This window comes from Bacillus cereus group sp. Bc061, from assembly GCF_027715825.1.
In the GTDB taxonomy this organism is placed as follows: domain Bacteria; phylum Bacillota; class Bacilli; order Bacillales; family Bacillaceae_G; genus Bacillus_A; species Bacillus_A paranthracis.
Window position 1 is genome coordinate 99,115 of sequence record NZ_JAQFTZ010000001.1, and the last position, 24,442, is coordinate 123,556.

Sequence of the window (24,442 nt, forward strand, 5' to 3'; positions counted from 1 at the left end):
TATAATGAAGTGGAAAATAGAATATCGGTCTATCTTCGGGGCAGGGTGAAAATCCCGACCGGCGGTGATGAACTATATGTGATTTTGTTCTAAGCCCGCGAGCCGTTAAGGCAGGATTTGGTGTGATTCCAAAGCCGACAGTACAGTCTGGATGGGAGAAGATGGAGGTTCAAGCGTTCAAAAAAGATAAGTATTTGAACGTCTGTTTGATGTGCCTTAAATTCTCCCTTTGTGTAAAACACAAAGGGTTTTTTCGTTCTATGAAAAAGTAGGCATAGCAGAACCTTTCCACTTTCCATGAGATGATCGATGGAAAAGGAGAGAGAAAGATGAAACAAAAAAACAGTGTAGTGCAGATGGTGAGTGTAGCGATGCTAAGTAGTATTGCATATTTACTGATGATGTTGGATTTCCCATTCCCAGGGCTTCCGCCATTTTTAAAAATTGATTTTAGTGATGTACCAGCTCTAATTGCTGCAATTATTTTCGGGCCGGTTGCAGGGATAATTGTAGAAGCGATAAAGAATATTTTACATTACGGGATTCAAGGGAGTTTAACGGGAGTACCAGTTGGAGAAATTGCTAACTTTATTGCAGGATGTTTATTTATTGGACCAGCAACTTTCTTATTTAGAAAGTATCGTACTGTTAAGAGTTTAACGACAGGATTAATGCTAGGGACAATTACAATGGCTCTTATTATGAGCGTATTAAATTACATCATCATATTCCCAGCTTACACTTGGTTTTTAAATTCACCAGCTATGTCTAGCGAAGCGATAAAGACAACGGTTGTAACGGCAATCTTACCATTTAATTTGATTAAAGGAATTGTTGTGACAATTGTATTTGTAGCGTTATTCTCACGCCTAAAAGTATGGGTGTTTGCAAAAATGAAAAATGCATAAAATATAAAATAAAACCATTAGTAGTATGTAACTACTAATGGTTTTTTAATAAGGAGAATGAAAATAGAAAACAAAAAATACCCCTCAAAGGAATGAGGGGTATTTTTTGAAGTTAATAAAAGACTATTCGAACTTTAAAGCATCGCCGTCGAATGATTCGTCAGCAACTTTAATTGAGTCAGTTGGACAACCTTCAAATGCATCCATCATATCTTCAAGTAATACATCTGGAATTTCAACAATACCTTGGTTATCGTCTAATGTTACGAATGCAATACCTTCATCATCATAGTCATAAATGTCTGGTGCAGCAGCGCCACAAGCACCACATGCGATACAAGTATCTTTATCAACGATTGTATATTTTGCCATCTTTTTTCCCTCCTGATAATATGTATGTGAAAAGCTCGCCATAAAAATTATAACCTTATTGTAAAACGGTTTTTAAAACTTTTCAACATAAAATTATAATGATAATCCTTATCAATTAGAGTGTCAACTAATTTCTGCATTATGTCATAAGATTTTCAAAATACGTAAATGTTATTTCGTTTGGTACAATAGAATATATACAAGTACATATTGCCCATATGATAAGTTTAATGAGTAACTAAGTTAGATTGAAAGGTGGAAGCGGTAATGCAACTACAATATACTGTATTGTATTGTTTAAAACAATTGAATGGTGAAAGGACCGTTTCTTCTATTTATTATTTATTAAAGGGAAAACGTTCTTCGCAAACGTTACAAGATGGAAATATGTTCCGAATTTCTTTTTTGTTTGGAATATATAAATCGCTAAATAGAGCTGAATATGATCGTGAAGTTGCAAAGTTGTTGCAAGCAGATTTGATTCAAGAAATACATGAAAATACATATTTGTTAACACCTAAAGGTAAAATGCAGTTACATACATGGGAGGAAGGGTATGCTTTTCCAGCGCATTTACATGGTTTGCACTATGGTGAATTAGGTGAAACATTTTGGAAAAGATTATCTTTAATTATTCAAACTATATCTAATTTACAACAGAATAATACGAAGTTTATTCCTATTCAACAAGATACAGAAATAATGGTTTGGGTGAAACGCTTTTTAACAGGTATGCCGTATAGGCGTAGTGAATTGGCAAAAAGATTATGGAAAGAAATATATACTCTTTTAAGGAAATGTGATGTGGTAGAAGCAACGATTGTAACATATAGATTAACAGGATATGAACGTATCGGTTGTACATTGCAGCAGTTAGCAGAAATTACGAAACGAGATGTTTTCAGGGTGTACTTTTTATTTTGGGGTACAATTCATTTCCTTATACAAGAAGTTCGCGATTATGAAAATGAATTTCCGTTATTAGCTGAAATTATTTCTTATCCAAATGAGAGAGCTGAATTATTTAGTTTATCAACAAAAAAAACATATAATTTTTGGAGGCAAGGGCGCTCATTAGAAGAAATAGCGACAATTAGAAATCTAAAGGTTGCAACGATAGAAGATCATTTTGTTGAAATTGCTTTGCGAGAAAGAGATTTTTCAATCGAGATGTTTATGGAAAAAGAAAAAATAGATAAAGTAACAGAAGTAATTGATGCATTACAAACACGTAAGCTGCGTGAGTTGAAACAAGCGGTTGGAGAGGATATCTCTTATTTTGAAGTTCGTCTTGTATTGGCGCGGATGGAGGGTATAAATGAAACTTGAGGAATATTTATATAGGTGGTTTGGATATTCTGAATTTCGTCCAGGTCAAAAAGGGGTAATTACAGATTTATTGGAAGGAAAAGATGTTATAGCGATGCTTCCGACCGGAAGAGGGAAGTCTATGTGCTATCAACTTCCAGGGCTCATGCAAGAAGGGACAGTACTTGTTGTATCACCATTATTATCTTTGATGGAAGATCAGGTTACACAATTAAAATATGTTGTGAAAAACCGAGTGATAGCATTTAATAGTTTTCGGACATTACAGGAAAAAAGAGAAGCGATGAAAAGATTAGCTTCTTATAAATTTATTTTTGTATCACCAGAGATGTTGCAGTCGGAATTGTTAATAAGAGAATTGAAGAAAGTTCATATTTCATTATTTGTTGTGGATGAAGCTCATTGTATTTCGCAATGGGGTTATGATTTTAGACCAGATTATAAAAAACTAAATGTAGTTATTAAGAATATCGGGTCTCCTACAGTGCTAGCATTAACTGCAACAGCGACGAAAGATGTACTCCGAGATATAGCAGAGAGTTTGAATTTAGAGAATGTGACGCAGCATGTATACTCTATTGATCGTCCAAATATAGCAATGGAAGTACAATTTGTAGAGACGATAGAAGAGAAGAAAGAGGCGCTTTTGGACCAGGTGATGTATTTACAAGGGCCGGGGATTGTATATTGTTCAAGCAGAGCGTGGACAGAACGTTTAACGGAATATTTAAGAGGAAAAGGCGTTACTGGTGTCGCTTTCTATCATGGTGGTATGGAACATGAAGAGCGTATGTTAATTCAACAGCAGTTTATGAATGACCAATTACAGCTTGTAATATGTACAAGTGCTTTTGGTATGGGAGTAAATAAATCAAACACGAGATATATTATTCATTTTCACTATCCGACTAATATAGCTTCTTATTTACAAGAAATCGGAAGAGCTGGAAGAGATGGTGAACCAAGTATAGCTATTTTACTATGTAGTCCGTTAGATCACGATTTACCAATTTCAATAATTGAAGATGAATTGCCAAGCCAGTCACAAATACAATTTTTATTTTCTTTACTGCAGGAAAGAATGTTTCAAACGAAAGAATTACCAATAGAAGAGGTAGAAGAAATTTGTTATAATGCAGCAAGATTTAATGAACAATATTGGCGTTTCATCCGCTATCATCTTGAACAGCTTGGAATCATACAACAACGAAAACTAATATTAGAGAGCTTGTCAGATGAAATTATGAACAGATTAATAGCTGAAGTAGAAATAAGGTTACGTAATAAATATAGTGAGCTAGAAAACATGAAATCATGGATACAAGTGAAAGAATGTAGACGAGAATATTTGCTGCGACAGTTCGGTTACAGAAAAGAGGGCGAGTTAAAGAATTGCTGCGACTATTGTCATATTACAAAAACAGATTATAAAAAAAGACAAGCGCAACAATCGGATTTCGACTATAATTGGGAAACAGAGTTACAAAAGCTTTTCGGTCTAGAAAAGATGGGGGAATGATGAACATTCAAAGGCATAATATTGAAGATATGAGTCCGAAAGAAATAAGGCTGAATCTGTATATCACACAGTTCATTATTATCGGTATCGGTTGTTTACTAGCATATATACTATTCCGAGATATAAAATCGGTGTATAGTCTGTGGAAATGGGAACCGGTGTCTATACTTATAATAGGTGGCTTGTTAGCGATTGGTATTGTGTTATTAGATTATGTTGCAATGCGAGTATTTCCAGAGTCTTGGTTTGATGATGGTGGTATTAATGATAGGATGTTTCAAGGGATGTCAGTTATGCATCTACTCGTTATTACGTTCATTATCGGCTTTGCAGAAGAATTTTTATTTAGAGGTGTAGTGCAGACACACTTTGGAATTGTAATAGCGAGTTTTGTATTTGCAGTGTTACATATTCGGTATATAAAAAAGCCATTTTTGTTTTGTTTCGTCTGTTTCATTAGTTTTGTCTTTGGTTACGTATTTGAATGGACAGGAAATTTGTTTATAACAATCTTTGCACACTTTCTTGTTGATTTTATAATGGGACTCCAATTAAGAAAATAAATGGAAGGTGGTGGTGAACAACATGAGAAGACGAATTCCTGATTTTGAAGAGGAATTAGAAGTTGAGCGAGTGGAAGAAAAAGAAGGTTTACCGCCGCGTAGTGAAATTCATAGAAATAAAGAAAAAAAACAAAAGTTTAAAATGAATCATATTTTCGTTCGAGTTTTAACATTTCTATTCATATTACTACCAATTAGCATCTTATGGTATACAGATAAATATATTCAGGTGAAAAGTGATAGTAATAACGCTGGAAAAAGTGCATTTGAGGTTATTTTTTTTGATTCAGCTAAATCTGAGTCCGAGGCATCATCTGAGAAAGTCGTCACGCATACGGTGAAAGAGGGAGAAACTTTAGAAAGTATAGCGAAGCAATATTTTTCAGATGAAACTGGGATCGAAGTGATTAAAAAGTATAATGATTTACAAAAAGATGAAGTGAATGTAGGTCAAGAATTAAAAATTCCGATAAAAGATAAGTCCACAAAGCGAGAAAGTTAGTAAAATACTTACTATAAAAACTGAGGATTATCTTTATGAGGAGGGGAGTAAAAATATATGATATGGATTATCTTATTAAGTACTCTCGTTTGTATTGGTATTATAATGCTTCTTGTAATGTATACAGAAGCAATGCGTAATACGGTGCTAGAACATACTTTAATATTTGAAGAATTTCCGAAAAGTTTTCAAAAAGTAAATGTATTTTTTATATCTGATATTCATAGAAGGGTCATTTCGAATTCGTTAATTGAACAAGTAAAAGGAAGAGTTGATCTTGTAATTATTGGTGGTGATTTAGCGGAAAAAGGTGTCCCTTTATCGAAAATCTCTGCAAATATACAAAAGCTAAGAGCGATAGCTCCTGTATATTTTGTATGGGGAAATAATGATTATGAAATTGAATATCATGAATTAGATGCTTTGTTATTAGAAAATAATGTAAAAGTTTTAGATAATACAAGAGTTGTATTTGAGTCTGAATTAGGAGAGAAAATTTGTTTGCTCGGTGTAGATGATGTTGGTTTGGAACGTGATCGTTTAGATTTAGCGTTGGCTGATTGTAAAGAAGATGGTTTTCGCATATTAATTAGCCACAACCCTGATATAATAAATAAAATGTCTGGAAAAGAACAAATTTCACTTGTGCTAAGTGGACATACACATGGAGGGCAGATTCGATTATTCCCATCTAAAAAATATTTAAAAGGTGGCGTATATAAGCATTCAAATATAACTCTTTTTGTTAGTAATGGGTATGGAACAACGTTGATTCCACTTCGCTTCCGAGCACCTGCTCAAACACATATTATTACGTTATGCGGAGGGAAATGATGCCAACTCTAAACGGAAAATATAACATAAAAGCTGTTTCAAAAATAATTGGAGTTCAACCAAGTACGCTTCGTGCATGGGAAAGAAGATATCAAATGATTGCCCCAAAGCGGAATCATGCGGGGCATCGATTATATACAGAAGAGCATATTCAAATTTTGAAATGGTTAATGGACAAGGTTTCTTCCGGCATGATGATTGGACAAGCAGTTCAATTATTAGAAGGGAATCGTTTGCAGAATAGTGTTCAAAATGAAATACATTACGATAGAGAAGTTGTTTTAGTGGACGATTTACTACAAGCTTTGTTAAAATTTGATGAAATTACAACTTCTGCATTGTTAAACGAGGCCTTTAGTATTTATGCAACAGAAAAAGTTATCGCAAGTATTGTTCTTCAAGTGTCAAATAAATTGTTAACGTTAAAAAATAATAATGAAGTTACAATGGTGCAATTCCAATATGTCGTATCATTTTTACAAACGCGTCTAGGGATGGTATATCATAATGCATCATCGTTTTCTTCTATACACAAAGTTGTTGTGTTAGAAAGTAATATGTTGAAAGGGTTTGTTTTCTCAACGTATTTACGATTAAAAGGATATGAGGTGATATATATTAGGGCAAGCTTAGCGGAAGATAGTATTACGTTAGCTGTTGAGCAAATAAGACCTAAATATGTAGTAATCTCTTTTGATGACGGACGAGAACTGAAGAACGCAACGAGCTACTTGAATTTGTTGCAAGAAAAAAGTGAAAACCTTTTTGTTGGGGTTATAGGAGAAATAGGTGCTGGAGATCAGTTGAACATTCAAACAAGCCTAATTGGTGACACGAAAGAAGAATGGGATGATTGGTTAAAAATGTTAGAATAGTTGTTCGAAAAGAACCATCTATTTTCTATTTCATATAATAAAAATTATATTCATTGGTTGCGTAGGGAGGGTATGAGATGAGGCTGGAACGATTAAATTACAATAAGATAAAAATTTTCTTAACATTTGATGATTTATCTGAACGAGGATTAACGAAAGAAGATTTGTGGAGAAATGCACCGAAAGTACAGCAATTATTTCGTGATATGATGCAAGAAGCAAATAAAGAATTGGGATTTGAAGCGGATGGCCCGATTGCAGTTGAAGTATTTTCTCTACAAGCGCAAGGAATGGTCGTAATTGTAACGAAAGGACATCAAGAAGCGGATACAGATGATGAGTTCCGTGACGAGTTTATTGAAATGCAAGTGACTCTAGATGAAAGCGAGCATATCCTTTATGAGTTTGCTACACTAGATGACGTAATTAACCTGTCGAATCGTTTATATAACCTTGATGTAACTGGCGGAAAATTATATACGTGGGATGGGCGTTTCTATCTTTGGATGGAAGAAGAGGAGCAAATACAATTACTGAAGGCAGATTTTATAGCTATTTTAGCGGAATATGGTAATCCGTCTACAGCAACTATTTATCGTCTAATGGAGTATGGTAAAGAATTAATGGCTTCTCAAGCAATTGAACAAATACACAATTACTTTGTGAAAAAACAAAACCTTAGCTAATGTAACATAGCTAAGGTTTTGTTTTTTACTTTACTTAAATGTATTTTTTCAAAGTACTGTACATGAATACAATAAAAAATATTTAAATATTTAAGTATTTTACTTTTCTAAAAGCAATAAAAGGACTATAATGATAGTGAAAACGCTTGCAAAAGAAAATACTTTGTATATATTTGTTAGCGTTTTCTATTGCATTCCAAATTTAACGGTGTATACTAGGCAATGAAGGTTTACTAAACAAGTGAAATTACAGGGGGTTTACTTACTATGGTAGCCGAAAAGGGAACTCAAACAAAAACACAACAACAAAGGGAACAACATTTTGAACTATTGAATTCAACACAAATTGTTATCAGTGAAGCGTTAGAAAAATTGGGTTATCCAAACGAAGTATATGAATTATTAAAAGAACCAGTTCGTATGATGACAGTGAAAATACCAGTTCGTATGGATGACGGGACTGTTAAAATATTTACAGGATATCGTGCACAACATAATGATGCTGTTGGTCCAACGAAAGGTGGAATTCGCTTCCATCCGAATGTAACAGAAAATGAAGTGAAAGCACTTTCAATTTGGATGAGTTTAAAATGTGGTATTGTTGATTTACCATATGGCGGAGGTAAAGGTGGAATTATCTGTGACCCGCGTGAAATGTCATTCCGTGAGTTAGAAAGATTAAGCCGCGGTTATGTACGAGCAATTAGCCAAATCGTAGGACCGACGAAAGATATTCCAGCTCCAGATGTATTCACAAACTCTCAAATTATGGCATGGATGATGGATGAGTATAGCCGTATTGACGAATTTAATTCACCAGGATTTATTACAGGTAAGCCACTTGTATTAGGTGGATCACATGGACGTGAAACAGCAACAGCGAAAGGTGTTACAATTTGTATTCGCGAAGCTGCAAAAAAACGCGACATTGATATTAAAGGTGCACGCGTTGTTGTTCAAGGATTCGGTAATGCTGGTAGCTTCTTAGCTAAATTTATGCATGATGCAGGTGCGAAAGTTATTGCGATCTCAGATGCTTACGGCGCATTACATGATCCAAACGGATTAGATATTGATTATTTATTAGACCGTCGTGATAGCTTCGGTACAGTAACAAAACTATTTAATAATACAATTTCAAACAAAGAATTGTTAGAACTTGATTGCGACATTTTAGTTCCAGCTGCAATTGAGAACCAAATTACAGAAGAAAATGCTAATGATATTAAAGCAAAAATCGTTGTTGAAGCTGCAAATGGTCCAACAACATTAGAAGCAACTAAAATTTTAACAGATCGCGGAATTTTACTTGTTCCAGACGTATTAGCGAGTGCTGGTGGGGTAACAGTATCTTACTTTGAGTGGGTACAAAATAACCAAGGTTACTACTGGACTGAAGAAGAAGTAGAACAACGTTTAGAAAAAGTAATGGTAAGATCATTTGATTCTATTTATGAAACAGCACAAGTTCGTAAAGTGAATATGCGCTTAGCAGCGTATATGGTCGGTGTTCGTAAAATGGCTGAAGCAAGTCGCTTCAGAGGTTGGGTATAATATTATATTGTGAGAAAACGTGATTCCTTTCGAGGGAATCACGTTTTTTTGTTGAAGTATTAGAGTGAGGTGTTGTAAATGGGAAATGAAATGATGGAACGGGTAGAACAATTAGAAGAAAAGGTTAAGAGGTTAGAGGGAGAACTTGCAAGAACGACGAAAGCCAAAAAGACAAGTATTGTTCGGGTGTTCGGGGAAGGGCTACTGTTTTTAATATTTGGTGCGGTTGTAGTAGGGCCAATTATCGCCTTTGTAATCACGATTCTTACTGGATTTGCTGAAAAATAAAATAAAAACAAAAAGAACGCTTGTTCTATGCGAACAAACGTGCTATACTCTCCTTAGATAAACAAAACGGAAATGATTTTAAGGAGAGATAAATGATGAAAATGACAGTAGACCAAAGATTTATGATGCCAGCGGATGTTGTAGAACGAGTGGAAGTATTAAGAAACAAACAAAGTAAGCGCGGCACATTATTACAATCAGTAAATAAATTTTTCGGTTTAGATACGAAAGAAGATTGTGTTTGGTTTTACGGTTTTTATGGAGTTGCTGTAAGTATTTTATTATTTATGGTGTTCACATCAAATATTTTCGATTTTCTCTTCGCGTAAGAAATATGCTATAAGGACATTGCTACCGAATACATATATAAAGAAGTAAGGTAATCTTCTGAAGCGGGAGTTGGTAGTAATGGCGATGTTTCCTATAGAGCGTAACTATATTGGATATGGAAGTTCACGGCCGGGAATTCCTCTTTCTAAAGTAAGGTTTATTGTAAGCCATGATACGGGGAATCCTGGTAGCAATGCGATTGGGAATCGGGATTATTTTAATGAAATACAACCGAAAGCTTCGGCACATACATTTATAGATGACAAAACAATACTAGAAATTATTCCTATAAATGAAGTTGCTTATCATGTTCGATATGGTGTGCCGACAGATAATGACTTATATGGGTATGATGCCAATAAGGCTGCCATTGGAGTGGAGCTTTGTTATGGCGGTGATGTTAATTTTTGGGAAGCATATACACGTTTTACGTGGTATCATGCGTATTTATGTCAAAACTTCGGCTTGAATCCGAAAAAAGATATCGTATCACATAAAACACTTGATCCAGCCAGAAAGATTGATCCTGAAAATGTTTTAGGGAAACAAGGTATTAAATTTCAGCAGTTTTTAGCAGATGTCTATCGGATGTACGTTTCGTTTAGATGACAAATATATGAAAAATGAATACAATAAAGATAGGTGCCTACTGCTGTAAGTAGGTTTTTTCTTGTTTTTATAAATAGTGTATTGGTAGAAGACTAGGAGTGAACCGAGTATGCAGAAAGAAACAGCTATCATAATTGGAGGCGGTCCGTGCGGATTAGCAGCAGCAATTTCGTTGCAAAAGGTAGGGATAAATCCGTTAGTAATTGAAAAAGGAAACATTGTAAATGCGATTTATAATTATCCAACCCATCAAACATTTTTCTCTTCTAGTGAAAAATTAGAAATTGGTGATGTAGCTTTTATTACAGAAAATCGTAAGCCTGTTCGAAATCAAGCGCTTGCGTATTATCGTGAAGTAGTAAAGCGTAAATCTGTACGTGTAAATGCTTTTGAACGAGTAGAGAAAGTTCAAAAAGATGGAGAAGTTTTTCAGGTTGAAACGACAAAGCGTGACGGAAGTAAAGAAATGTATATAGCGAAATATATTGTTGTAGCAACTGGATATTATGACAATCCAAATTATATGAACGTTCCAGGTGAGGAATTGAAGAAGGTAGCTCACTATTTTAAAGAAGGACATCCTTATTTTGATCGAGATGTAGTAGTTATAGGTGGGAAAAACTCGAGTGTAGATGCCGCGTTAGAGCTTGTGAAAGCTGGTGCGCGTGTAACGGTACTATATCGCGGAAGTGAGTATTCACCAAGCATAAAGCCTTGGATTTTGCCAGAGTTTGAGGCGTTAGTTCGAAATGGTACAATTCACATGCATTTCGGGGCTCATGTGAAAGAAATTACTGAACATACATTAACGTATACAGTTGATGGCGAAGCATATACAATCCAAAATGATTTTGTATTTGCGATGACTGGTTACCATCCTGATCATAGTTTCTTAACAAAGATGGGTGTTCGGATTGATGAAGCGACAGGACGTCCAATTTATGCAGAGGATACGATGGAAACGAACGCTGCAAATATTTTCATTGCAGGTGTAATTGCTGCTGGAAATAATGCAAATGAAATATTTATTGAGAACGGTCGATTTCATGGGGATGCGATTGCGCAAACCATTGCAACAAGAGAAATATAAAAAGAAGCTGTCGGAATAAACTTCGACAGCTTCTTTTTTAATCGTGCATAAACATGTTTTGGATTGCTTCATGAGAAGTTGTATTCTCTAATGCAACTAATAATTTAATACGTGCTTTTTGAGCGTTTAAACCGTATGTGAATACAATACCCATATCTTTTAATTGTTTGCCGCCACCTTCATATGAATATACATCTTGAACGATCCCATTGAAACAGCGAGAAACTAATACGACAGGAATTCCTTTATTTATTAGCCGTTCTAGACTAGGAAGTGTTCTTGGAGGTAAATTACCTTGTCCAAGCGCTTCAATAACAATCCCGTCTACTGGAAGATTTTCAATTGCTGCTAACAATGTATCGTCCATACCAGCGTACGCTTTTAGAACGACTACATTTTTAGAAACCTTATTTACTGAATATGTTTCGTGATGTACTAAAGCATGGTGGAATACAACACCACGTTTTGTTACCATACCGATTGGTCCATACTGTGGACTTTGGAATGTTGCTACATTACTTGTATGTGTTTTCGTTACGTTTGTAGCGCAATGAATTTCGTCGTTTAATACGACTAAAACGCCTTTTTCGGCAGCTTCACTACTGCTAGCGACTTTTACAGCTGATAAGAAGTTATATAGACCATCAGCACCTAATTCATTGCTAGAGCGCATTGCGCCTGTTACAACGATCGGAATAGTTGCTTGTACTGTTAAATCTAAGAAATAGGCCGTTTCTTCTAATGTATCCGTACCATGCGTAATGACTACGCCATGAATGTTGTCTTGTTTTACTCTTTCATCAATGATGACTTGTAATTGTAACATTTCGCTCGGTGTCATATGAGGAGATGGTAGATGAAACACATCTTCAACGATTAAATCAACATCGCCTTCTAAATCAGGAATGAATTTTAAAAGAGGATTTTTTTCACCTGGTTGTACGACCCCAGTTTCTTTATCTTCCTCCATTGCAATTGTTCCACCTGTGTGTAAAACTAGGATTCTTTTCAATGCTTATACCCCTTTCAAGTAAAAAAATACATTTAGAACATAACATGTTTTGAGTAAATTCGACAATGGAAATGTATAAAAGTATGCCTCGAAAATGACAATAAAATGAAATGCTATATGTACGATGTATAAAATTACGAAACGAAATGTGCAAATACAGTATAGGAGGGAGCCATTACGTTGAAAAAGATGGAGAGAATGCTTATTCGTATATTAATAATACAATTCATTTGTCTTTCTGTTGTGCAATTGTTATTTATACATAAGTCATCAGTGAAATATTTATCTAAAATTGTTTATTATGAAGGTGTCATGGTAAAAAACAAAGCAGAAATCTTACAGGTGAATAGGTAGTTTTCATTTTCTTCTATGAAGGATTATGCTACAATAATTGAGGATTTAATGACGTGAAGCAAATGAGAAGAAGCAGGAGAATACCTGCTTTTCGTTTTGTTTTATAAGTGAAAAAATGAGGTGTTACAATGGATAAACGAATTTCAATTGCTATAGATGGTCCAGCAGCTGCTGGAAAAAGTACAGTTGCGAAAGTTGTAGCGAAGAAGCTTTCTTACGTTTATATTGATACAGGCGCAATGTATCGTACGATTACATACGCAGCCCTTGAGCAAAAAGTGGATATTGAAAATGAAGAGCAGTTAATGGAAGTTGTAAAAAATGTGAAAATCGAGTTTCAGCAAGGAGAAAATACACAACTTGTATTTTTAAATGGACAAGATGTTTCTGAAGTAATTCGTACACCTGAGGTAACGAATCGAGTATCGATTGTGGCGAAACATCGCCTTGTTCGTGAAGAAATGGTACGCCGTCAACAAGAGTTAGCGGAAAAAGGCGGCGTTGTAATGGATGGTCGTGATATTGGTACACATGTGTTACCAAATGCTGAAGTGAAGATCTTTATGCTTGCTTCTGTTGAAGAAAGAGCAGAAAGAAGACATTTAGAAAATATGAATAAAGGTTTCGATTCTAATTTAGAGCAATTAAAAGAAGAAATTGCTCAGCGTGATAAATTAGATTCAGAGCGCGAAGTTTCTCCTCTAAAAAAAGCTGATGATGCATTGGAATTAGATACAACTTCTTTATCAATTGAAGAAGTTGTCCAAAAAATTATGGGTATTGTTTCGGGAGTGTTTGCGAAATAAAGAAAGGGGGTAGCCTCTTTCTTTTTTGTTTATATAAAAATGTAAAGGATACGTGAATTGTGAGTCTCTTTCCTTGACAAATGACTGGATTTATAAGAAGTTAGTTAAAGAGGAATAAAACTGTCAGAATATATTCGCTATTATATTTCAAAACATACTTTCTTCAACATGATTTTGCTGTATACTATTTATATAGGTTTAATATATTTTCTAGTGAAATGTATGAAGCTTACGTATGTGATGATAAATTCTTAAACATGCAAATGAAAACAATTGTTTTCATTTCGTATATACATAAAAAATGCTTTGTCAATTCTGTAGGGAGGTATTTCCATGGTAGAGAAAATGAATGAAGAAGTTATGGATTCAAAAGAATTACAAGTTGGTGACGTTGTTACAGGTACTGTAACGAAAGTTGAAGAGAAACAAGTGCTTGTAAATGTTGGATACAAAACAGATGGCGTAATTCCAATTAGTGAATTAGCTAACGTTCATATTGAAAAAGCAAGCGATGTTGTAGAATTAGATCAAACACTAGAATTAAAGGTTATTAAGTTAGAAGAGGATGATCTTGTATTATCTAAACGTGCTGTTGATGCAGAAAAAGCATGGGTAGAATTACAAGAGAAATTTACTTCTGGTCACGTATTTGATGTTACCGTAAAAGATATCGTGAATGGTGGATTAGTTGTGGACCTTGGTGTTCGTGGCTTTATACCAGCTTCACTTGTAGAAGTACATTATGTAGAAGATTTTACTGACTATAAAGGCAAAACATTAGCCGTGAAAATTGTTGAATTGGACCGTGAAAAAAATCGTGTAATCCTTTCGCATAAAGCGGTAGTAGAATTAGAACTAGATTCTAAGAAGAAAGAAGCAATTTCTTCATTAAAAGAAGGCGACGTTGTTGAAGGGACAGTACAACGACTAACGGATTTTGGTGCTTTCGTAAATGTTGGCGGTGTGGACGGTTTAGTTCATATTTCACAAATTTCACACGAACGTGTAGAGCAACCTTCTGAAGTATTAGAGCAAGGTCAAAAGGTAAAAGTAAAGGTATTATCTGTTGATGCTGACACACAACGTATTTCTTTATCAATTAAAGCAGCTCAACCGGGACCTTGGGAAAATGTTGGTGGCGAAGTAAAAGCTGGAGATATTCGTGAAGGAGTAGTAAAACGTCTTGTTACATTCGGTGCATTCGTTGAAATTTTACCGGGCGTTGAAGGTCTTGTGCATGTATCTCAAATTGCAAATCGTCACGTGAAAAATCCAAATGAAGTATTGGAAATGGGACAAGAAGTAAAAGTGAAAGTGCTTGAAGTGCATGTAGCAGAGAAACGTATTTCTTTAAGTATAAAAGAAGCGCTTGAGGAAAATAATGTAACTGAAGATTATAGTCAGTATGAACCGAATGCTGATTCTGCTACTTTCCAATTAAGTGACATTATTGGTGAACAACTGAAAAAATTAAAAAAATAAAGAGGGGTACAAGTGGTAAGGGCAAAACGTAAATTAGATCATATTGAATACGCTCTTTCTACTGGTCAGTCTCGTACGCATGGCTTTCATGATATTGATTTTGTGCATCAAAGCTTGCCAAATTCAAATTATGACACAATAACATGTGAAACAAAAATCGGCGAACTTTCACTAAGTTCGCCGATTTTTATCAATGCGATGACTGGTGGTGGAGGAGAGAAAACGTTACATATTAATGAGCAATTAGCATATGTAGCGAAACGTCATAACCTTGCTATGGCTGTAGGATCGCAAATGGCAGCGTTAAAAGATGAAAGTGAGGCTGCTTCTTATAAGATTATTAGAAAGGTAAATCCAAATGGTATTTTCTTTGCTAATTTAGGTAGTGAGGCAACTGTTGAACAGGCAGAGCGTGCTGTTGATATGGTTGAAGCAAATGCATTGCAAATTCATTTAAATGTCATACAAGAGTTAACGATGCCAGAAGGAGACCGTGACTTTACTGGTGTACTTCAGCGTATTGAGAAAATTGTTTTAAATAGTAAAGTTCCTGTCATTGTAAAAGAAGTTGGATTTGGGATGAGTAAGGAAACAATGCAACAGTTAGCGAGCGTAGGTGTAACGGCAATTGATATTGGCGGACAAGGTGGTACGAATTTTGCTGCTGTTGAAAATGAAAGAAGACAGCGAATGCTTTCTTATTTTAATAACTGGGGCATACAAACAGCTACCTCGATTATTGAAGCAACCTCTACAAATAATAACCTCTCTTTTATTGCATCTGGGGGTATACAAACAGCGCTTGACGTAGCGAAAGCAATCGCATTAGGGGCGAATACAACTGCTTTTGCTGGATACTTTTTACGCATTTTAATGCAAGATGGCATCGAGAAGTTAGTGGATGAAATTGATCTATTACATGCAGACTTGAAATTTATTATGACAGCTCTTGGCGCGAAGACGATAGAAGAGTTACAGTCTGTTCCTCTTGTTGTAAAGGGCGAAACGTATCATTGGTTAACGCAGCGTGGCATTGATACGACGCATTATAGTAGAAGATAAAAAATCGACCGTTTGGTTGATTTTTTTGTTTTCTATTCATTTTAGTAATATAAAGCGAGGGATGGAATTGATATTCTAGAAAAATGAAATAATTCCTATATATAAACAGTATCTTGTAAAATTTGCGACTGAGAAATGTAGATAATGTGCCATTGAATTATTGCAGAAGGTTTAATTTTTCTAAGAAAAATAGGTATGGATAAAAATAAAGTTTAGAAAGATTTGTATGTGAAATGTTATTTCAATATGAATAGAAATTATGAAGAAATATGTAAAAGACGGTTTCGTACAATATCGAAACCGTCTTTTTGTATTCATTAGTGCTGATTCTGTTTTCGAGCTTGCTCAGGTGTATCAAGTCCAGTTGCACCCGGATATTGTAGTGATTGGTCACGATCAGATTCAACGCGGCGAGATTCTCTTAGTTTTCGTTCTTGACGATCTTTACCCATAATGAATAGCACCTCCTTATTAAAAGTGTTGCTGTTATATGAAAAAACTATGCGCGAAGAAAGTGGATTAACTTTCATAAAAAGTTCCCATAATGGAAAACATAGGAGGTGAAATGATGGAAGGGAGTACTTTTTATTTTGTAGCTTGGATAGGGTGGATTGTCGTAACATTTTTTATGAAAAAGGACTCTATTCGGTGGAAGATAAGCGCCTGTATATTGATTTTTATTATTTGTTCTCCGTTACATGTAACGATTGCTGCATTTACGGTATCAGTAAATGCACTTTTACTTTCTGGTATAGCTTTTATAGGACTCACGCTCTATTCTATTTGGAAAAAATTATATAGCTTACTTTCGGCACTTATTATTGCAATGTTATATACAAGTTTTCATTTGTTAGAAGTATATGATCCAATTTGGATTGTGGTGGACAGGTTATTTTTGTTAAGTAGTGCTCTTGTATATGCATCCGTTTTATTACATGAGGATCGCATATTACGACTATGTTCTCTTTATATAGGAATGTTACAGGGAGAATTGTTTGTGACAATTATTTTTCGGAAACTGCATTTTCCTTACGATTACGGTAGTTTAGCGTTTTTTGATATCGTTGCTGTTTCTACATTATTCATGGCAATTTTATTTTGGATTGCGAAAGTCTCCGTACACATGGAACAGTTTAAGAGGAAAACACGTAAAAGAAAGGCGAGGGTAATACATGATTGAATATACACCGGCCATTTTATGCGGCGTAATAGCAGGGACAGTAACGAGAGTGCTCATGCTTCGGACAGATACCCGGCAATATCCGACGAGGCTCCACGGGAAAATTATTCATATTGCGATGGGGTTAATTGCGGCGGCTTTAGGAGCGATTGCGATTCCGTCTATATTGAAAAAAGATTTTTCTGCCATTACGTTTCTTACGCTAGCAGCAACACAGTTTCGTGATGTGCGTAATATGGAAAGAAATACACTTCAACAATTAGATGGTTATGAGCTTGTACCACGTGGGAATACATATATTGAAGGAATTGCATTAGTTTTTGAAAGTCGCAACTATTTGGCGATGTTAACGTCGTTTGTAACGACGTTTGCTTATATAGGGTTCCGTTCATGGATTGCTGGAGTCGTTATGGCTATCATCGCATTTTTTATCGCGAAAACATTAATGTCTGGTAAGAGGTTGCATGATCTTGTTGATATCGAGCATGTTCCACTTCGTTTTGAAGGAGCGGGGCTATATATTGATAATATTTACATTATGAATATTGGATTGCCAGCAAGACAAGAGGAAATTATGAAGTATGGAATGGGTTTTATTTTAAGACCGAAATCAATTGATGCGATGGTGACAATCTCTAACTTAGGACAACGACAAGCTATTTTACATGATGTTTCTGTTGCTTTAGGGATTTATAGAGATTCTGGTACGCCGGCACTTGCGCCGCTAGCAAAGCGTGATTTAGAGGATGGCAGGGTTGGAATCTTTGTCTTACCACAAGATCAAGATGTGGAGAAAGCAATAGGTGTCATAGGGAACGTGCCGACGTTAGAAAGTGCTGTTCATATGTCATCGGAAGCCCCGAAAGGAAGGGGAGATAAGAGATGATGTTAGAAAGTGTAATTCTTGCAGTTATTACAACGACTCCGGAGAAATTTGCTGGTGGTGCCCCTCTGTTTACTTGTGAATCGACAGAGGAGTTAGAATTTGTTGCAAATAATTTAGAGGCAATTCTAGATGGCATTGCGCATCGCTTACAAGAGAATGTATATATTATTGTGAAACATTAGCAACGTGTGTTATAATGTGAGGTGTTTTGATACGCTGAGAAATATTCTGGAATGCAAATCCCTTCTTGCACAAAGAAGGGTTTTTTACATAATAAACAGAAGCAAGTTGAAAGGATGAAAGTATATGCCGAAACCAGTAATAGCAATAGTAGGCCGCCCGAACGTAGGGAAATCTACTATTTTCAATAGAATTGTTGGAGAGAGAGTTTCAATTGTAGAAGATATTCCAGGTGTAACGCGCGATCGTATTTATAGCGCTGGAGAATGGTTAAATCATGAATTTAACATTATTGATACAGGTGGAATTGATATTGGAGACGAGCCATTTTTGACACAAATTCGTCAACAAGCTGAAGTGGCAATTGATGAAGCGGATGTTATCATTTTTATGACAAATGGTCGTGACGGTGTAACAGCAGCTGATGAAGAAGTTGCGAAAATATTATATCGTTCAAATAAACCGGTTGTACTTGCAGTAAATAAAGTGGACAATCCGGAAATGCGCAGTGACATTTATGATTTCTATGCATTAGGATTTGGTGAGCCATTCCCAATTTCAGGTACACACGGATTAGGATTAGGTGACTTATTAGACGAAGCTGCACAGCATTTTCCAAAGATTGAAGAAGACGGATATGATGAAGATACAATTCGTTTCTCTTTAATTGGACGTCCAAACGTAGGGAAATCATCACTTGTAAATGCTCTTCTTGGTCAAGAGCGTGTAATTGTTAGTAATGTAGCAGGAACAACTCGTGATGCTGTCGATACACCATATAGTAAAGATGGAAAAGATTATGTAATTATCGATACAGCTGGTATGCGTAAAAAAGGGAAAGTGTATGAAAGTACAGAAAAGTATAGTGTACTTCGTGCACTAAGAGCGATTGAACGTTCTGACGTTGTTTTAGTCGTTTTAGACGGTGAAGAAGGAATTATTGAACAAGATAAAAAAATCGCTGGATACGCTCATGATTCAGGACGAGCTGTCGTGATCGTTGTAAACAAATGGGACGCAGTGAAAAAAGATGAGAAAACAATGAAAGCATTTGAAGAAAACATCCGTGCTCATTTCCAATTTTTAGAGTATGCACCGATTGTATTCTTATCTGCAAAAACGAGAAAACGTACACAAACGTTAATACCGGTTATCGATGAGGTAAATGAAAGCCATAGTATCCGTATTCAAACGAATGTATTAAATGATGTAATTATGGATGCGGTAGCGATGAATCCAACGCCAACGCATAATGGTAGTCGTCTGAAGATTTTCTATGCAACACAAGTTGCGGTAAAACCACCAACATTTGTTGTGTTTGTAAACGATCCAGAACTATTGCACTTCTCATATGAGCGCTTCTTAAAGAATCGTTTACGTGAATCATTCGGCTTTGTAGGAACACCGATTCACATTATCGCTAGAGCAAGAGACTAATGGAGAGGATGTGATTTTATGACAAAAATCACAGTAGTTGGAGCAGGTAGCTGGGGAACAGCGTTAGCGATGGTATTAGCTGACAATGGGCATGATGTACGTATTTGGGGAAATCGTTCTGAACTTATGGATGAGATTAATACAAAACATGAGAATAGTCGATATCTCCCAGGAATTACATTGCCAAGCACAATCGTAGCCTACTCTTCTTTAGAAGAAGCATTAGTAGATGTAAATGTAGTACTTCTTGTAGTACCAACGAAAGCGTATAGAGAAGTACTGCAAGATATGAAGAAATATGTAGCGGGCCCGACTACTTGGATTCATGCAAGTAAAGGAATTGAACCTGGTACGTCAAAACGTATTTCGGAAGTGATTGAGGAAGAAATTCCAGAGGACTTGATTAAAGATGTTGTTGTACTGTCTGGACCGAGTCATGCTGAAGAAGTAGGGTTGCGTCAAGCGACAACTGTTACGTCTGCAGCAAAGCGTATGGAAGCGGCTGAGGAAGTACAAGATTTGTTTATGAATAGTTACTTCCGTGTATACACAAATCCAGATATCGTTGGAGTTGAACTTGGTGGTGCGTTAAAAAATATTATCGCATTAGCTGCTGGGATAACTGATGGTCTTGGATTAGGTGATAATGCGAAAGCGGCATTAATGACGCGTGGTTTAACGGAGATTGCTCGTTTAGGAAGAAAAATGGGTGGAAATCCGTTAACGTTTGCTGGACTAACTGGTATGGGTGACTTAATTGTAACTTGTACAAGTGTTCATAGCCGAAATTGGCGTGCTGGAAATATGCTTGGAAAAGGACACTCTTTAGAAGAAGTGTTAGAAAGTATGGGTATGGTTGTCGAAGGTGTAAGAACAACGAAAGCTGCTCATGAATTGGCAGAAAAAATGGAAGTAGAAATGCCGATTACAGCTGCTTTATATGATGTGCTATTCAATGGGAATAATGTAAAAGATGCAGTAGGCTCATTAATGGGGCGTGTTCGAAAACACGAAGTGGAAGCTATACCTGACTTACTTTAAAGAAAAGCGACAGAAGTACATTTGTACTTCTGTCGCTTTTTATTTTTTGGGTCTTTTCACCATTTTTTTATTTTTGCATAGGATGAAGAGTAACTTGAGGAGAGGGTGAAAAGAATGGATAACAACATTTTTAATAACATTGAAAAAGAAGCGAAAGTGAATAAAGAAGATATTTTTAAATTAGCATCATCGGTACAAAATGCGAATTTACGTGATGAGACTGTACTTCGTCAATTGATTCATCAGGTGGCTCTTATGGCAGGACGTGAAGTGCCGAAAGAACAAGAGGATCAAATTGTAAAAGCGATTATTAACAATAATATGCCGACAGATTTTGGCTCGTTAAGCAAAATGTTTAAAAAATAAAATATGAGAAACAAAGAGTTTGTAAATTGCATATGATAGCCATGAAAGTATGGGAATAGAGCTGTTTTGGGCATATTTGGTCAACCGAAGCGAGAGATATGCTCGCTTCGGTTTTATTTTTATCTAGACTGGTGGAAAATGCTGAAAAACCTATTGATTAAAACTACATATTCTCGATTTGTAGTAAAATGTTCTTTTTTGTATTTGTTTAAAGATTTTAATTTGTTAAAATAGTATAAAAATAGATTAATAAAAAGGGGTGTGTATATGTCGGAAGGGCTTATAAAAATGTGGTTTGCTTTAGGGGCAATTGGATTTATGTTTTTTGCAGTAAGTTTTATTTTACTAAGCAGATATAAAATAAAGAATAAAGTTTTGAAAGGGATTACAGCATTGGTAGCGTACACCCTCATGATTGTGTCAGGAATTGTTATTTTTCTTGTTGTATTTAGTGGTCCTGTACAGCAGTAAAGGGCATGGTACGGAGCGAGTTATATTAGTATGAAAAGGTGATTACTAGTGAAAAAAGTCCATATTATTTTAATATTTTGTTGTATGAGCATTTTAACAGGGTGTCTGTATCCAAAAGAAAATATGAAACAAAATGCTGTTCCTTATGAAGATCAGTTGCAGGTCGTTCAAAAAGCTGTTGCGACATTTAAGGAGCAAAATGACGGGATATTGCCAATTAAGACGCGGGATATGAATACGCCTATTTATCAAAAATACCCAATCGATTTTCAAAAGATTTCTCCGCGTTACATACAAGAAGCACCAGGGAATGCCTATGAAAGCGGGGGAGTATATCAATACGTATTAATAGACGTTGAAACAAACCCAACAGTAAAATTAATTGATGTGAGGATGGCTGAACAAATTCAGCAATTATCATTAAAGCTGAGGATGTATCGAGATGAACATCAATATCCACCTTTTAAAAAGGTAATTTCAGATGGTGTGTATGAATTAGATTTCAAAAAACTTGGATATAAAGATGTACCGCAAGTGACAAGTCCATATTCTGGTAAAGGCCTTCCTTTTGTAATTAATGAGAAGGGAGAAATTTATGTTGATTATAGAATCGACTTATATGAAGCGTTGAAAAAAAATGAAGGGCAATTTAAGGAGGGGGAAGATATTCGAAATATACTTTCGAAAGATTCTCCGTTTGTACCTGCGTATTCTTTACCGTATACGGTAAAGAGTGGAGAACCAATTTTTTTAAAATCATAAGTCATGAACCTTTCTTTTAGTGAATAAGTTCTAGAAGAAAGGTTTTTTATGTTACACAACTTGCGATGCAAACAAAAGGTATTTTTTTAATAGTCATATGAAATTGGACAAAATTATATGATATATTGTCCGAACTTCTAGAATACCATTATATTATATCAGATATTATAGGCAACGTTAGAGAAGGTATTAGTTGACTATAAACGTGGAATTATTCCCAAAAATATTGAGGGAGGGAATCACTTGGAAAAGGTAGATATTTTTAAAGATATTGCGGAACGCACAGGCGGTGATATTTATTTTGGAGTTGTAGGAGCTGTTCGAACAGGGAAATCAACATTCATTAAAAAATTTATGGAACTTGTAGTTATTCCTAATATTGAAAATGAGTCTGACCGTCAAAGAGCGCAGGATGAACTACCTCAAAGTGCTGCTGGCCGTACAATTATGACGACGGAACCGAAATTTGTTCCAAACCAAGCGGTTTCTATCGAAGTAGATGAAGGTCTTGAAGTGAATATTCGATTAGTAGATTGCGTCGGATATACTGTTCCAGGAGCAAAAGGTTATGAAGATGAGAATGGCCCGCGCATGATTAATACTCCTTGGTATGAAGAACCTATTCCATTCCATGAAGCTGCAGAAATCGGAACACGTAAAGTAATTCAAGAACATTCAACAATTGGTGTTGTAATTACAACAGATGGAACGATTGGTGAAATTCCAAGAAGAGATTATATAGAGGCAGAAGAACGCGTCGTAAATGAGCTAAAAGAAGTCGGAAAACCTTTCATTATGATCATTAACACTGTACAGCCGTATCATCCAGATACAGAGCAATTGCGCCAAAGCTTATCTGAAGAATATGATATCCCAGTCATTGCGATGAGTGTTGAAAGTTTAAGAGAAACAGATGTATACAATGTACTTCGAGAGGCGTTATTCGAGTTCCCTGTTTTAGAAGTGAATGTGAACCTTCCGAGCTGGGTAATGGTGCTAAATGAAGGGCATTGGTTACGCCAAAGTTATCAAGAAGCCGTTCAAGAGACTGTGAAGGATATAAAACGTCTTCGTGATGTAGACCGTGTCGTATGGCAGTTTAGTCAGTATGAATTTATTGATCGAGCGAGCCTAGCTGGCATTGATATGGGGCAAGGCGTAGCAGAGATTGATTTATATGCACCAGATGAATTATATGATCAAATTTTAAAAGAAGTAGTAGGAGTAGAAATTCGAGGGAAAGATCATTTATTGAAGCTTATGCTCGATTTATCTCATGCGAAAATAGAATACGATCAAGTGGCGGATGCTCTGCGTATGGTCAAACAAACAGGATATGGTGTAGCGGCGCCTGCGTTAGCTGACATGAGTTTAGATGAACCAGAAATTATTCGTCACGGTTCAAGATTTGGTGTGAAATTAAAAGCTGTAGCTCCATCTATTCATATGATTAAAGTAGATGTGGAGTCTACGTTTGAGCCAATCATTGGTACGGAAAAACAAAGTGAAGAACTAGTTCGTTACTTAATGCAAGATTTTGAAGATGATCCATTATCAATTTGGAATTCTGATATATTTGGACGTTCACTGAGTTCTATTGTTCGGGAAGGCATTCAAGCGAAACTATCTTTAATGCCAGAAAATGCGAGATATAAATTAAAAGAAACGCTAGAAAGAATTATTAATGAAGGATCTGGCGGATTAATTGCGATTATATTATAAGAAAAAATCCCTCTCATCGTAGAGGGATTTTTTAATTTTCGCATATAGAATAGGAAAATAAACAGCTATTATCTAATATATTGTTGTAAATTGTCAAGTTTCATCAGATTTTCACATTTTAAGAGTAACAATTTCCTTAAAAATATTGAATTATAAAGGAGAATCGTATAATATAGGCGTTGATAATGATTTATCTACATCTTTGTAGTATAGAATTTGCAA

At 35.6% G+C, this 24,442-nt stretch carries 29 protein-coding genes and 1 riboswitch; of the genes, 26 read left to right on the forward strand and 3 right to left on the reverse strand.

Annotation, left to right across the window (positions count from 1 at the left end):
- Nucleotides 1-27 precede the first annotated feature (27 nt).
- Nucleotides 28-167, forward strand: a riboswitch (FMN riboswitch).
- 162 nt (nucleotides 168-329) lie between these two features.
- A complete protein-coding gene (locus PDQ40_RS00540; RefSeq protein WP_000810854.1) occupies nucleotides 330-908 on the forward strand; it encodes an ECF transporter S component in 579 nt (192 codons plus the stop codon).
- Between the two features lie 123 nt (nucleotides 909-1,031).
- Here the strand turns inward: PDQ40_RS00540 and PDQ40_RS00545 are convergent, their stop codons facing one another.
- The gene (locus tag PDQ40_RS00545; protein ID WP_001151996.1) at nucleotides 1,032-1,280 is read right to left on the reverse strand and encodes a ferredoxin; all 249 of its coding nucleotides are present in this window, start codon (nucleotides 1,278-1,280) and stop codon (nucleotides 1,032-1,034) included.
- A 267-nt stretch (nucleotides 1,281-1,547) separates the two neighbouring features.
- Between PDQ40_RS00545 and PDQ40_RS00550 the strand changes: the two genes are divergently transcribed.
- From PDQ40_RS00550 to PDQ40_RS00605, 12 genes are all read left to right on the forward strand, one after another.
- Nucleotides 1,548-2,609, forward strand: a complete 1,062-nt coding sequence (locus tag PDQ40_RS00550; protein WP_001176997.1) for a helix-turn-helix domain-containing protein — start codon at nucleotides 1,548-1,550, stop codon at nucleotides 2,607-2,609.
- Entirely contained in the window at nucleotides 2,599-4,128 is a 1,530-nt protein-coding gene (locus PDQ40_RS00555; RefSeq protein ID WP_000762996.1) for a RecQ family ATP-dependent DNA helicase, read from the forward strand. Before PDQ40_RS00550 ends, PDQ40_RS00555 begins: the two co-directional genes overlap by 11 nt.
- Nucleotides 4,128-4,691: a CPBP family intramembrane glutamic endopeptidase gene (locus PDQ40_RS00560; RefSeq protein ID WP_001025765.1), complete on the forward strand. Its 564-nt coding sequence runs from the start codon at nucleotides 4,128-4,130 to the stop codon at nucleotides 4,689-4,691. The genes PDQ40_RS00555 and PDQ40_RS00560 overlap by 1 nt, the downstream gene beginning before the upstream one ends.
- A 22-nt stretch (nucleotides 4,692-4,713) precedes the next feature.
- Nucleotides 4,714-5,193: a LysM peptidoglycan-binding domain-containing protein gene (locus PDQ40_RS00565; RefSeq protein WP_001254345.1), complete on the forward strand. Its 480-nt coding sequence runs from the start codon at nucleotides 4,714-4,716 to the stop codon at nucleotides 5,191-5,193.
- A 57-nt stretch (nucleotides 5,194-5,250) separates the two neighbouring features.
- Nucleotides 5,251-6,027, forward strand: a complete 777-nt coding sequence (locus tag PDQ40_RS00570) for a metallophosphoesterase (protein WP_000637818.1) — start codon at nucleotides 5,251-5,253, stop codon at nucleotides 6,025-6,027.
- Nucleotides 6,027-6,902, forward strand: a complete 876-nt coding sequence (locus tag PDQ40_RS00575) for a MerR family transcriptional regulator (RefSeq protein ID WP_001142634.1) — start codon at nucleotides 6,027-6,029, stop codon at nucleotides 6,900-6,902. Before PDQ40_RS00570 ends, PDQ40_RS00575 begins: the two co-directional genes overlap by 1 nt.
- Nucleotides 6,903-6,979: 77 nt before the next feature.
- Nucleotides 6,980-7,588 carry a genetic competence negative regulator gene (locus PDQ40_RS00580; protein ID WP_270691167.1) on the forward strand — a complete coding sequence of 203 codons (609 nt, stop codon included), beginning with the start codon at nucleotides 6,980-6,982 and terminating at the stop codon, nucleotides 7,586-7,588.
- A 267-nt stretch (nucleotides 7,589-7,855) separates the two neighbouring features.
- A complete protein-coding gene (gene gudB, locus PDQ40_RS00585) occupies nucleotides 7,856-9,142 on the forward strand; it encodes an NAD-specific glutamate dehydrogenase (protein ID WP_000225176.1) in 1,287 nt (428 codons plus the stop codon).
- 78 nt (nucleotides 9,143-9,220) lie between these two features.
- Complete coding sequence (locus PDQ40_RS00590; RefSeq protein WP_000526181.1) at nucleotides 9,221-9,430, forward strand: hypothetical protein; 210 nt, start codon at nucleotides 9,221-9,223, stop codon at nucleotides 9,428-9,430.
- Between the two features lie 92 nt (nucleotides 9,431-9,522).
- A complete protein-coding gene (locus PDQ40_RS00595; protein ID WP_001983018.1) occupies nucleotides 9,523-9,759 on the forward strand; it encodes a DUF3961 domain-containing protein in 237 nt (78 codons plus the stop codon).
- A gap of 79 nt (nucleotides 9,760-9,838) precedes the next feature.
- Complete coding sequence (locus PDQ40_RS00600; protein WP_001240643.1) at nucleotides 9,839-10,369, forward strand: peptidoglycan recognition protein family protein; 531 nt, start codon at nucleotides 9,839-9,841, stop codon at nucleotides 10,367-10,369.
- A gap of 109 nt (nucleotides 10,370-10,478) precedes the next feature.
- Nucleotides 10,479-11,459 (forward strand): YpdA family putative bacillithiol disulfide reductase, encoded by a 981-nt coding sequence (locus tag PDQ40_RS00605; RefSeq protein WP_001168493.1) that lies wholly within the window; start codon nucleotides 10,479-10,481, stop codon nucleotides 11,457-11,459.
- Between the two features lie 37 nt (nucleotides 11,460-11,496).
- Here the strand turns inward: PDQ40_RS00605 and ansA are convergent, their stop codons facing one another.
- On the reverse strand, nucleotides 11,497-12,471 hold the full coding sequence (gene ansA / locus PDQ40_RS00610; RefSeq protein WP_000822020.1) for an asparaginase: 975 nt from the start codon (nucleotides 12,469-12,471) through the stop codon (nucleotides 11,497-11,499).
- A 180-nt stretch (nucleotides 12,472-12,651) separates the two neighbouring features.
- Between ansA and PDQ40_RS00615 the strand changes: the two genes are divergently transcribed.
- The 4 genes from PDQ40_RS00615 to PDQ40_RS00630 all read left to right on the forward strand — a co-directional run bounded on the left by PDQ40_RS00615 (nucleotide 12,652) and on the right by PDQ40_RS00630 (nucleotide 16,175).
- Nucleotides 12,652-12,825: a YpfB family protein gene (locus PDQ40_RS00615; protein ID WP_000738061.1), complete on the forward strand. Its 174-nt coding sequence runs from the start codon at nucleotides 12,652-12,654 to the stop codon at nucleotides 12,823-12,825.
- 128 nt (nucleotides 12,826-12,953) lie between these two features.
- Complete coding sequence (cmk, locus tag PDQ40_RS00620; RefSeq protein ID WP_000361266.1) at nucleotides 12,954-13,631, forward strand: (d)CMP kinase; 678 nt, start codon at nucleotides 12,954-12,956, stop codon at nucleotides 13,629-13,631.
- A gap of 333 nt (nucleotides 13,632-13,964) precedes the next feature.
- Nucleotides 13,965-15,113 (forward strand): 30S ribosomal protein S1, encoded by a 1,149-nt coding sequence (rpsA, locus tag PDQ40_RS00625; RefSeq protein WP_000229577.1) that lies wholly within the window; start codon nucleotides 13,965-13,967, stop codon nucleotides 15,111-15,113.
- A gap of 12 nt (nucleotides 15,114-15,125) precedes the next feature.
- Nucleotides 15,126-16,175, forward strand: coding sequence for a type 2 isopentenyl-diphosphate Delta-isomerase (locus PDQ40_RS00630; RefSeq protein WP_000251042.1), 1,050 nt, complete (start codon nucleotides 15,126-15,128; stop codon nucleotides 16,173-16,175).
- Nucleotides 16,176-16,492: 317 nt separating this feature from the next.
- Here the strand turns inward: PDQ40_RS00630 and PDQ40_RS00635 are convergent, their stop codons facing one another.
- Nucleotides 16,493-16,627, reverse strand: a complete 135-nt coding sequence (locus PDQ40_RS00635; protein WP_000513900.1) for a YpzI family protein — start codon at nucleotides 16,625-16,627, stop codon at nucleotides 16,493-16,495.
- A gap of 116 nt (nucleotides 16,628-16,743) precedes the next feature.
- Here PDQ40_RS00635 and PDQ40_RS00640 point away from each other — a divergent pair, with 116 nt between their 5' ends.
- The 9 genes from PDQ40_RS00640 to spoIVA all read left to right on the forward strand — a co-directional run bounded on the left by PDQ40_RS00640 (nucleotide 16,744) and on the right by spoIVA (nucleotide 24,220).
- The gene (locus PDQ40_RS00640) at nucleotides 16,744-17,355 is read left to right on the forward strand and encodes a YphA family membrane protein (RefSeq protein WP_000399217.1); all 612 of its coding nucleotides are present in this window, start codon (nucleotides 16,744-16,746) and stop codon (nucleotides 17,353-17,355) included.
- Entirely contained in the window at nucleotides 17,348-18,241 is an 894-nt protein-coding gene (locus PDQ40_RS00645; protein ID WP_000575282.1) for a YIEGIA family protein, read from the forward strand. The genes PDQ40_RS00640 and PDQ40_RS00645 overlap by 8 nt, the downstream gene beginning before the upstream one ends.
- Entirely contained in the window at nucleotides 18,238-18,423 is a 186-nt protein-coding gene (locus PDQ40_RS00650) for a capping complex subunit for YIEGIA (RefSeq protein WP_000979054.1), read from the forward strand. Before PDQ40_RS00645 ends, PDQ40_RS00650 begins: the two co-directional genes overlap by 4 nt.
- 124 nt (nucleotides 18,424-18,547) lie before the next feature.
- Complete coding sequence (der, locus tag PDQ40_RS00655; protein ID WP_001125893.1) at nucleotides 18,548-19,858, forward strand: ribosome biogenesis GTPase Der; 1,311 nt, start codon at nucleotides 18,548-18,550, stop codon at nucleotides 19,856-19,858.
- Nucleotides 19,859-19,876: 18 nt separating this feature from the next.
- Nucleotides 19,877-20,899, forward strand: a complete 1,023-nt coding sequence (locus PDQ40_RS00660) for an NAD(P)H-dependent glycerol-3-phosphate dehydrogenase (RefSeq protein ID WP_000161776.1) — start codon at nucleotides 19,877-19,879, stop codon at nucleotides 20,897-20,899.
- 114 nt (nucleotides 20,900-21,013) lie between these two features.
- Nucleotides 21,014-21,265 (forward strand): stage VI sporulation protein F, encoded by a 252-nt coding sequence (locus tag PDQ40_RS00665; protein WP_000369754.1) that lies wholly within the window; start codon nucleotides 21,014-21,016, stop codon nucleotides 21,263-21,265.
- A gap of 267 nt (nucleotides 21,266-21,532) precedes the next feature.
- Nucleotides 21,533-21,736: a DUF2768 domain-containing protein gene (locus tag PDQ40_RS00670; RefSeq protein ID WP_001288998.1), complete on the forward strand. Its 204-nt coding sequence runs from the start codon at nucleotides 21,533-21,535 to the stop codon at nucleotides 21,734-21,736.
- A gap of 48 nt (nucleotides 21,737-21,784) precedes the next feature.
- The gene (locus PDQ40_RS00675; RefSeq protein WP_000755470.1) at nucleotides 21,785-22,498 is read left to right on the forward strand and encodes a hypothetical protein; all 714 of its coding nucleotides are present in this window, start codon (nucleotides 21,785-21,787) and stop codon (nucleotides 22,496-22,498) included.
- Nucleotides 22,499-22,741: 243 nt separating this feature from the next.
- Nucleotides 22,742-24,220 carry a stage IV sporulation protein A gene (gene spoIVA / locus PDQ40_RS00680; RefSeq protein ID WP_000416519.1) on the forward strand — a complete coding sequence of 493 codons (1,479 nt, stop codon included), beginning with the start codon at nucleotides 22,742-22,744 and terminating at the stop codon, nucleotides 24,218-24,220.
- Nucleotides 24,221-24,442 lie beyond the last annotated feature (222 nt).

Bases quoted from the DNA above. Each gene is read 5' to 3' on its own strand.
- PDQ40_RS00540 (WP_000810854.1), top strand. From the start codon at position 330: ATGAAACAAAAAAACAGTGTAGTGCAGATGGTGAGTGTAGCGATGCTA.
- PDQ40_RS00545 (WP_001151996.1), bottom strand. From the start codon at position 1,280: ATGGCAAAATATACAATCGTTGATAAAGATACTTGTATCGCATGTGGT.
- PDQ40_RS00550 (WP_001176997.1), top strand. From the start codon at position 1,548: ATGCAACTACAATATACTGTATTGTATTGTTTAAAACAATTGAATGGT.
- PDQ40_RS00555 (WP_000762996.1), top strand. From the start codon at position 2,599: ATGAAACTTGAGGAATATTTATATAGGTGGTTTGGATATTCTGAATTT.
- PDQ40_RS00560 (WP_001025765.1), top strand. From the start codon at position 4,128: ATGAACATTCAAAGGCATAATATTGAAGATATGAGTCCGAAAGAAATA.
- PDQ40_RS00565 (WP_001254345.1), top strand. From the start codon at position 4,714: ATGAGAAGACGAATTCCTGATTTTGAAGAGGAATTAGAAGTTGAGCGA.
- PDQ40_RS00570 (WP_000637818.1), top strand. From the start codon at position 5,251: ATGATATGGATTATCTTATTAAGTACTCTCGTTTGTATTGGTATTATA.
- PDQ40_RS00575 (WP_001142634.1), top strand. From the start codon at position 6,027: ATGCCAACTCTAAACGGAAAATATAACATAAAAGCTGTTTCAAAAATA.
- PDQ40_RS00580 (WP_270691167.1), top strand. From the start codon at position 6,980: ATGAGGCTGGAACGATTAAATTACAATAAGATAAAAATTTTCTTAACA.
- gudB (WP_000225176.1), top strand. From the start codon at position 7,856: ATGGTAGCCGAAAAGGGAACTCAAACAAAAACACAACAACAAAGGGAA.
- PDQ40_RS00590 (WP_000526181.1), top strand. From the start codon at position 9,221: ATGGGAAATGAAATGATGGAACGGGTAGAACAATTAGAAGAAAAGGTT.
- PDQ40_RS00595 (WP_001983018.1), top strand. From the start codon at position 9,523: ATGATGAAAATGACAGTAGACCAAAGATTTATGATGCCAGCGGATGTT.
- PDQ40_RS00600 (WP_001240643.1), top strand. From the start codon at position 9,839: ATGGCGATGTTTCCTATAGAGCGTAACTATATTGGATATGGAAGTTCA.
- PDQ40_RS00605 (WP_001168493.1), top strand. From the start codon at position 10,479: ATGCAGAAAGAAACAGCTATCATAATTGGAGGCGGTCCGTGCGGATTA.
- cmk (WP_000361266.1), top strand. From the start codon at position 12,954: ATGGATAAACGAATTTCAATTGCTATAGATGGTCCAGCAGCTGCTGGA.
- rpsA (WP_000229577.1), top strand. From the start codon at position 13,965: ATGGTAGAGAAAATGAATGAAGAAGTTATGGATTCAAAAGAATTACAA.
- PDQ40_RS00635 (WP_000513900.1), bottom strand. From the start codon at position 16,627: ATGGGTAAAGATCGTCAAGAACGAAAACTAAGAGAATCTCGCCGCGTT.
- PDQ40_RS00640 (WP_000399217.1), top strand. From the start codon at position 16,744: ATGGAAGGGAGTACTTTTTATTTTGTAGCTTGGATAGGGTGGATTGTC.
- PDQ40_RS00645 (WP_000575282.1), top strand. From the start codon at position 17,348: ATGATTGAATATACACCGGCCATTTTATGCGGCGTAATAGCAGGGACA.
- PDQ40_RS00650 (WP_000979054.1), top strand. From the start codon at position 18,238: ATGATGTTAGAAAGTGTAATTCTTGCAGTTATTACAACGACTCCGGAG.
- der (WP_001125893.1), top strand. From the start codon at position 18,548: ATGCCGAAACCAGTAATAGCAATAGTAGGCCGCCCGAACGTAGGGAAA.
- PDQ40_RS00660 (WP_000161776.1), top strand. From the start codon at position 19,877: ATGACAAAAATCACAGTAGTTGGAGCAGGTAGCTGGGGAACAGCGTTA.
- PDQ40_RS00665 (WP_000369754.1), top strand. From the start codon at position 21,014: ATGGATAACAACATTTTTAATAACATTGAAAAAGAAGCGAAAGTGAAT.
- PDQ40_RS00670 (WP_001288998.1), top strand. From the start codon at position 21,533: ATGTCGGAAGGGCTTATAAAAATGTGGTTTGCTTTAGGGGCAATTGGA.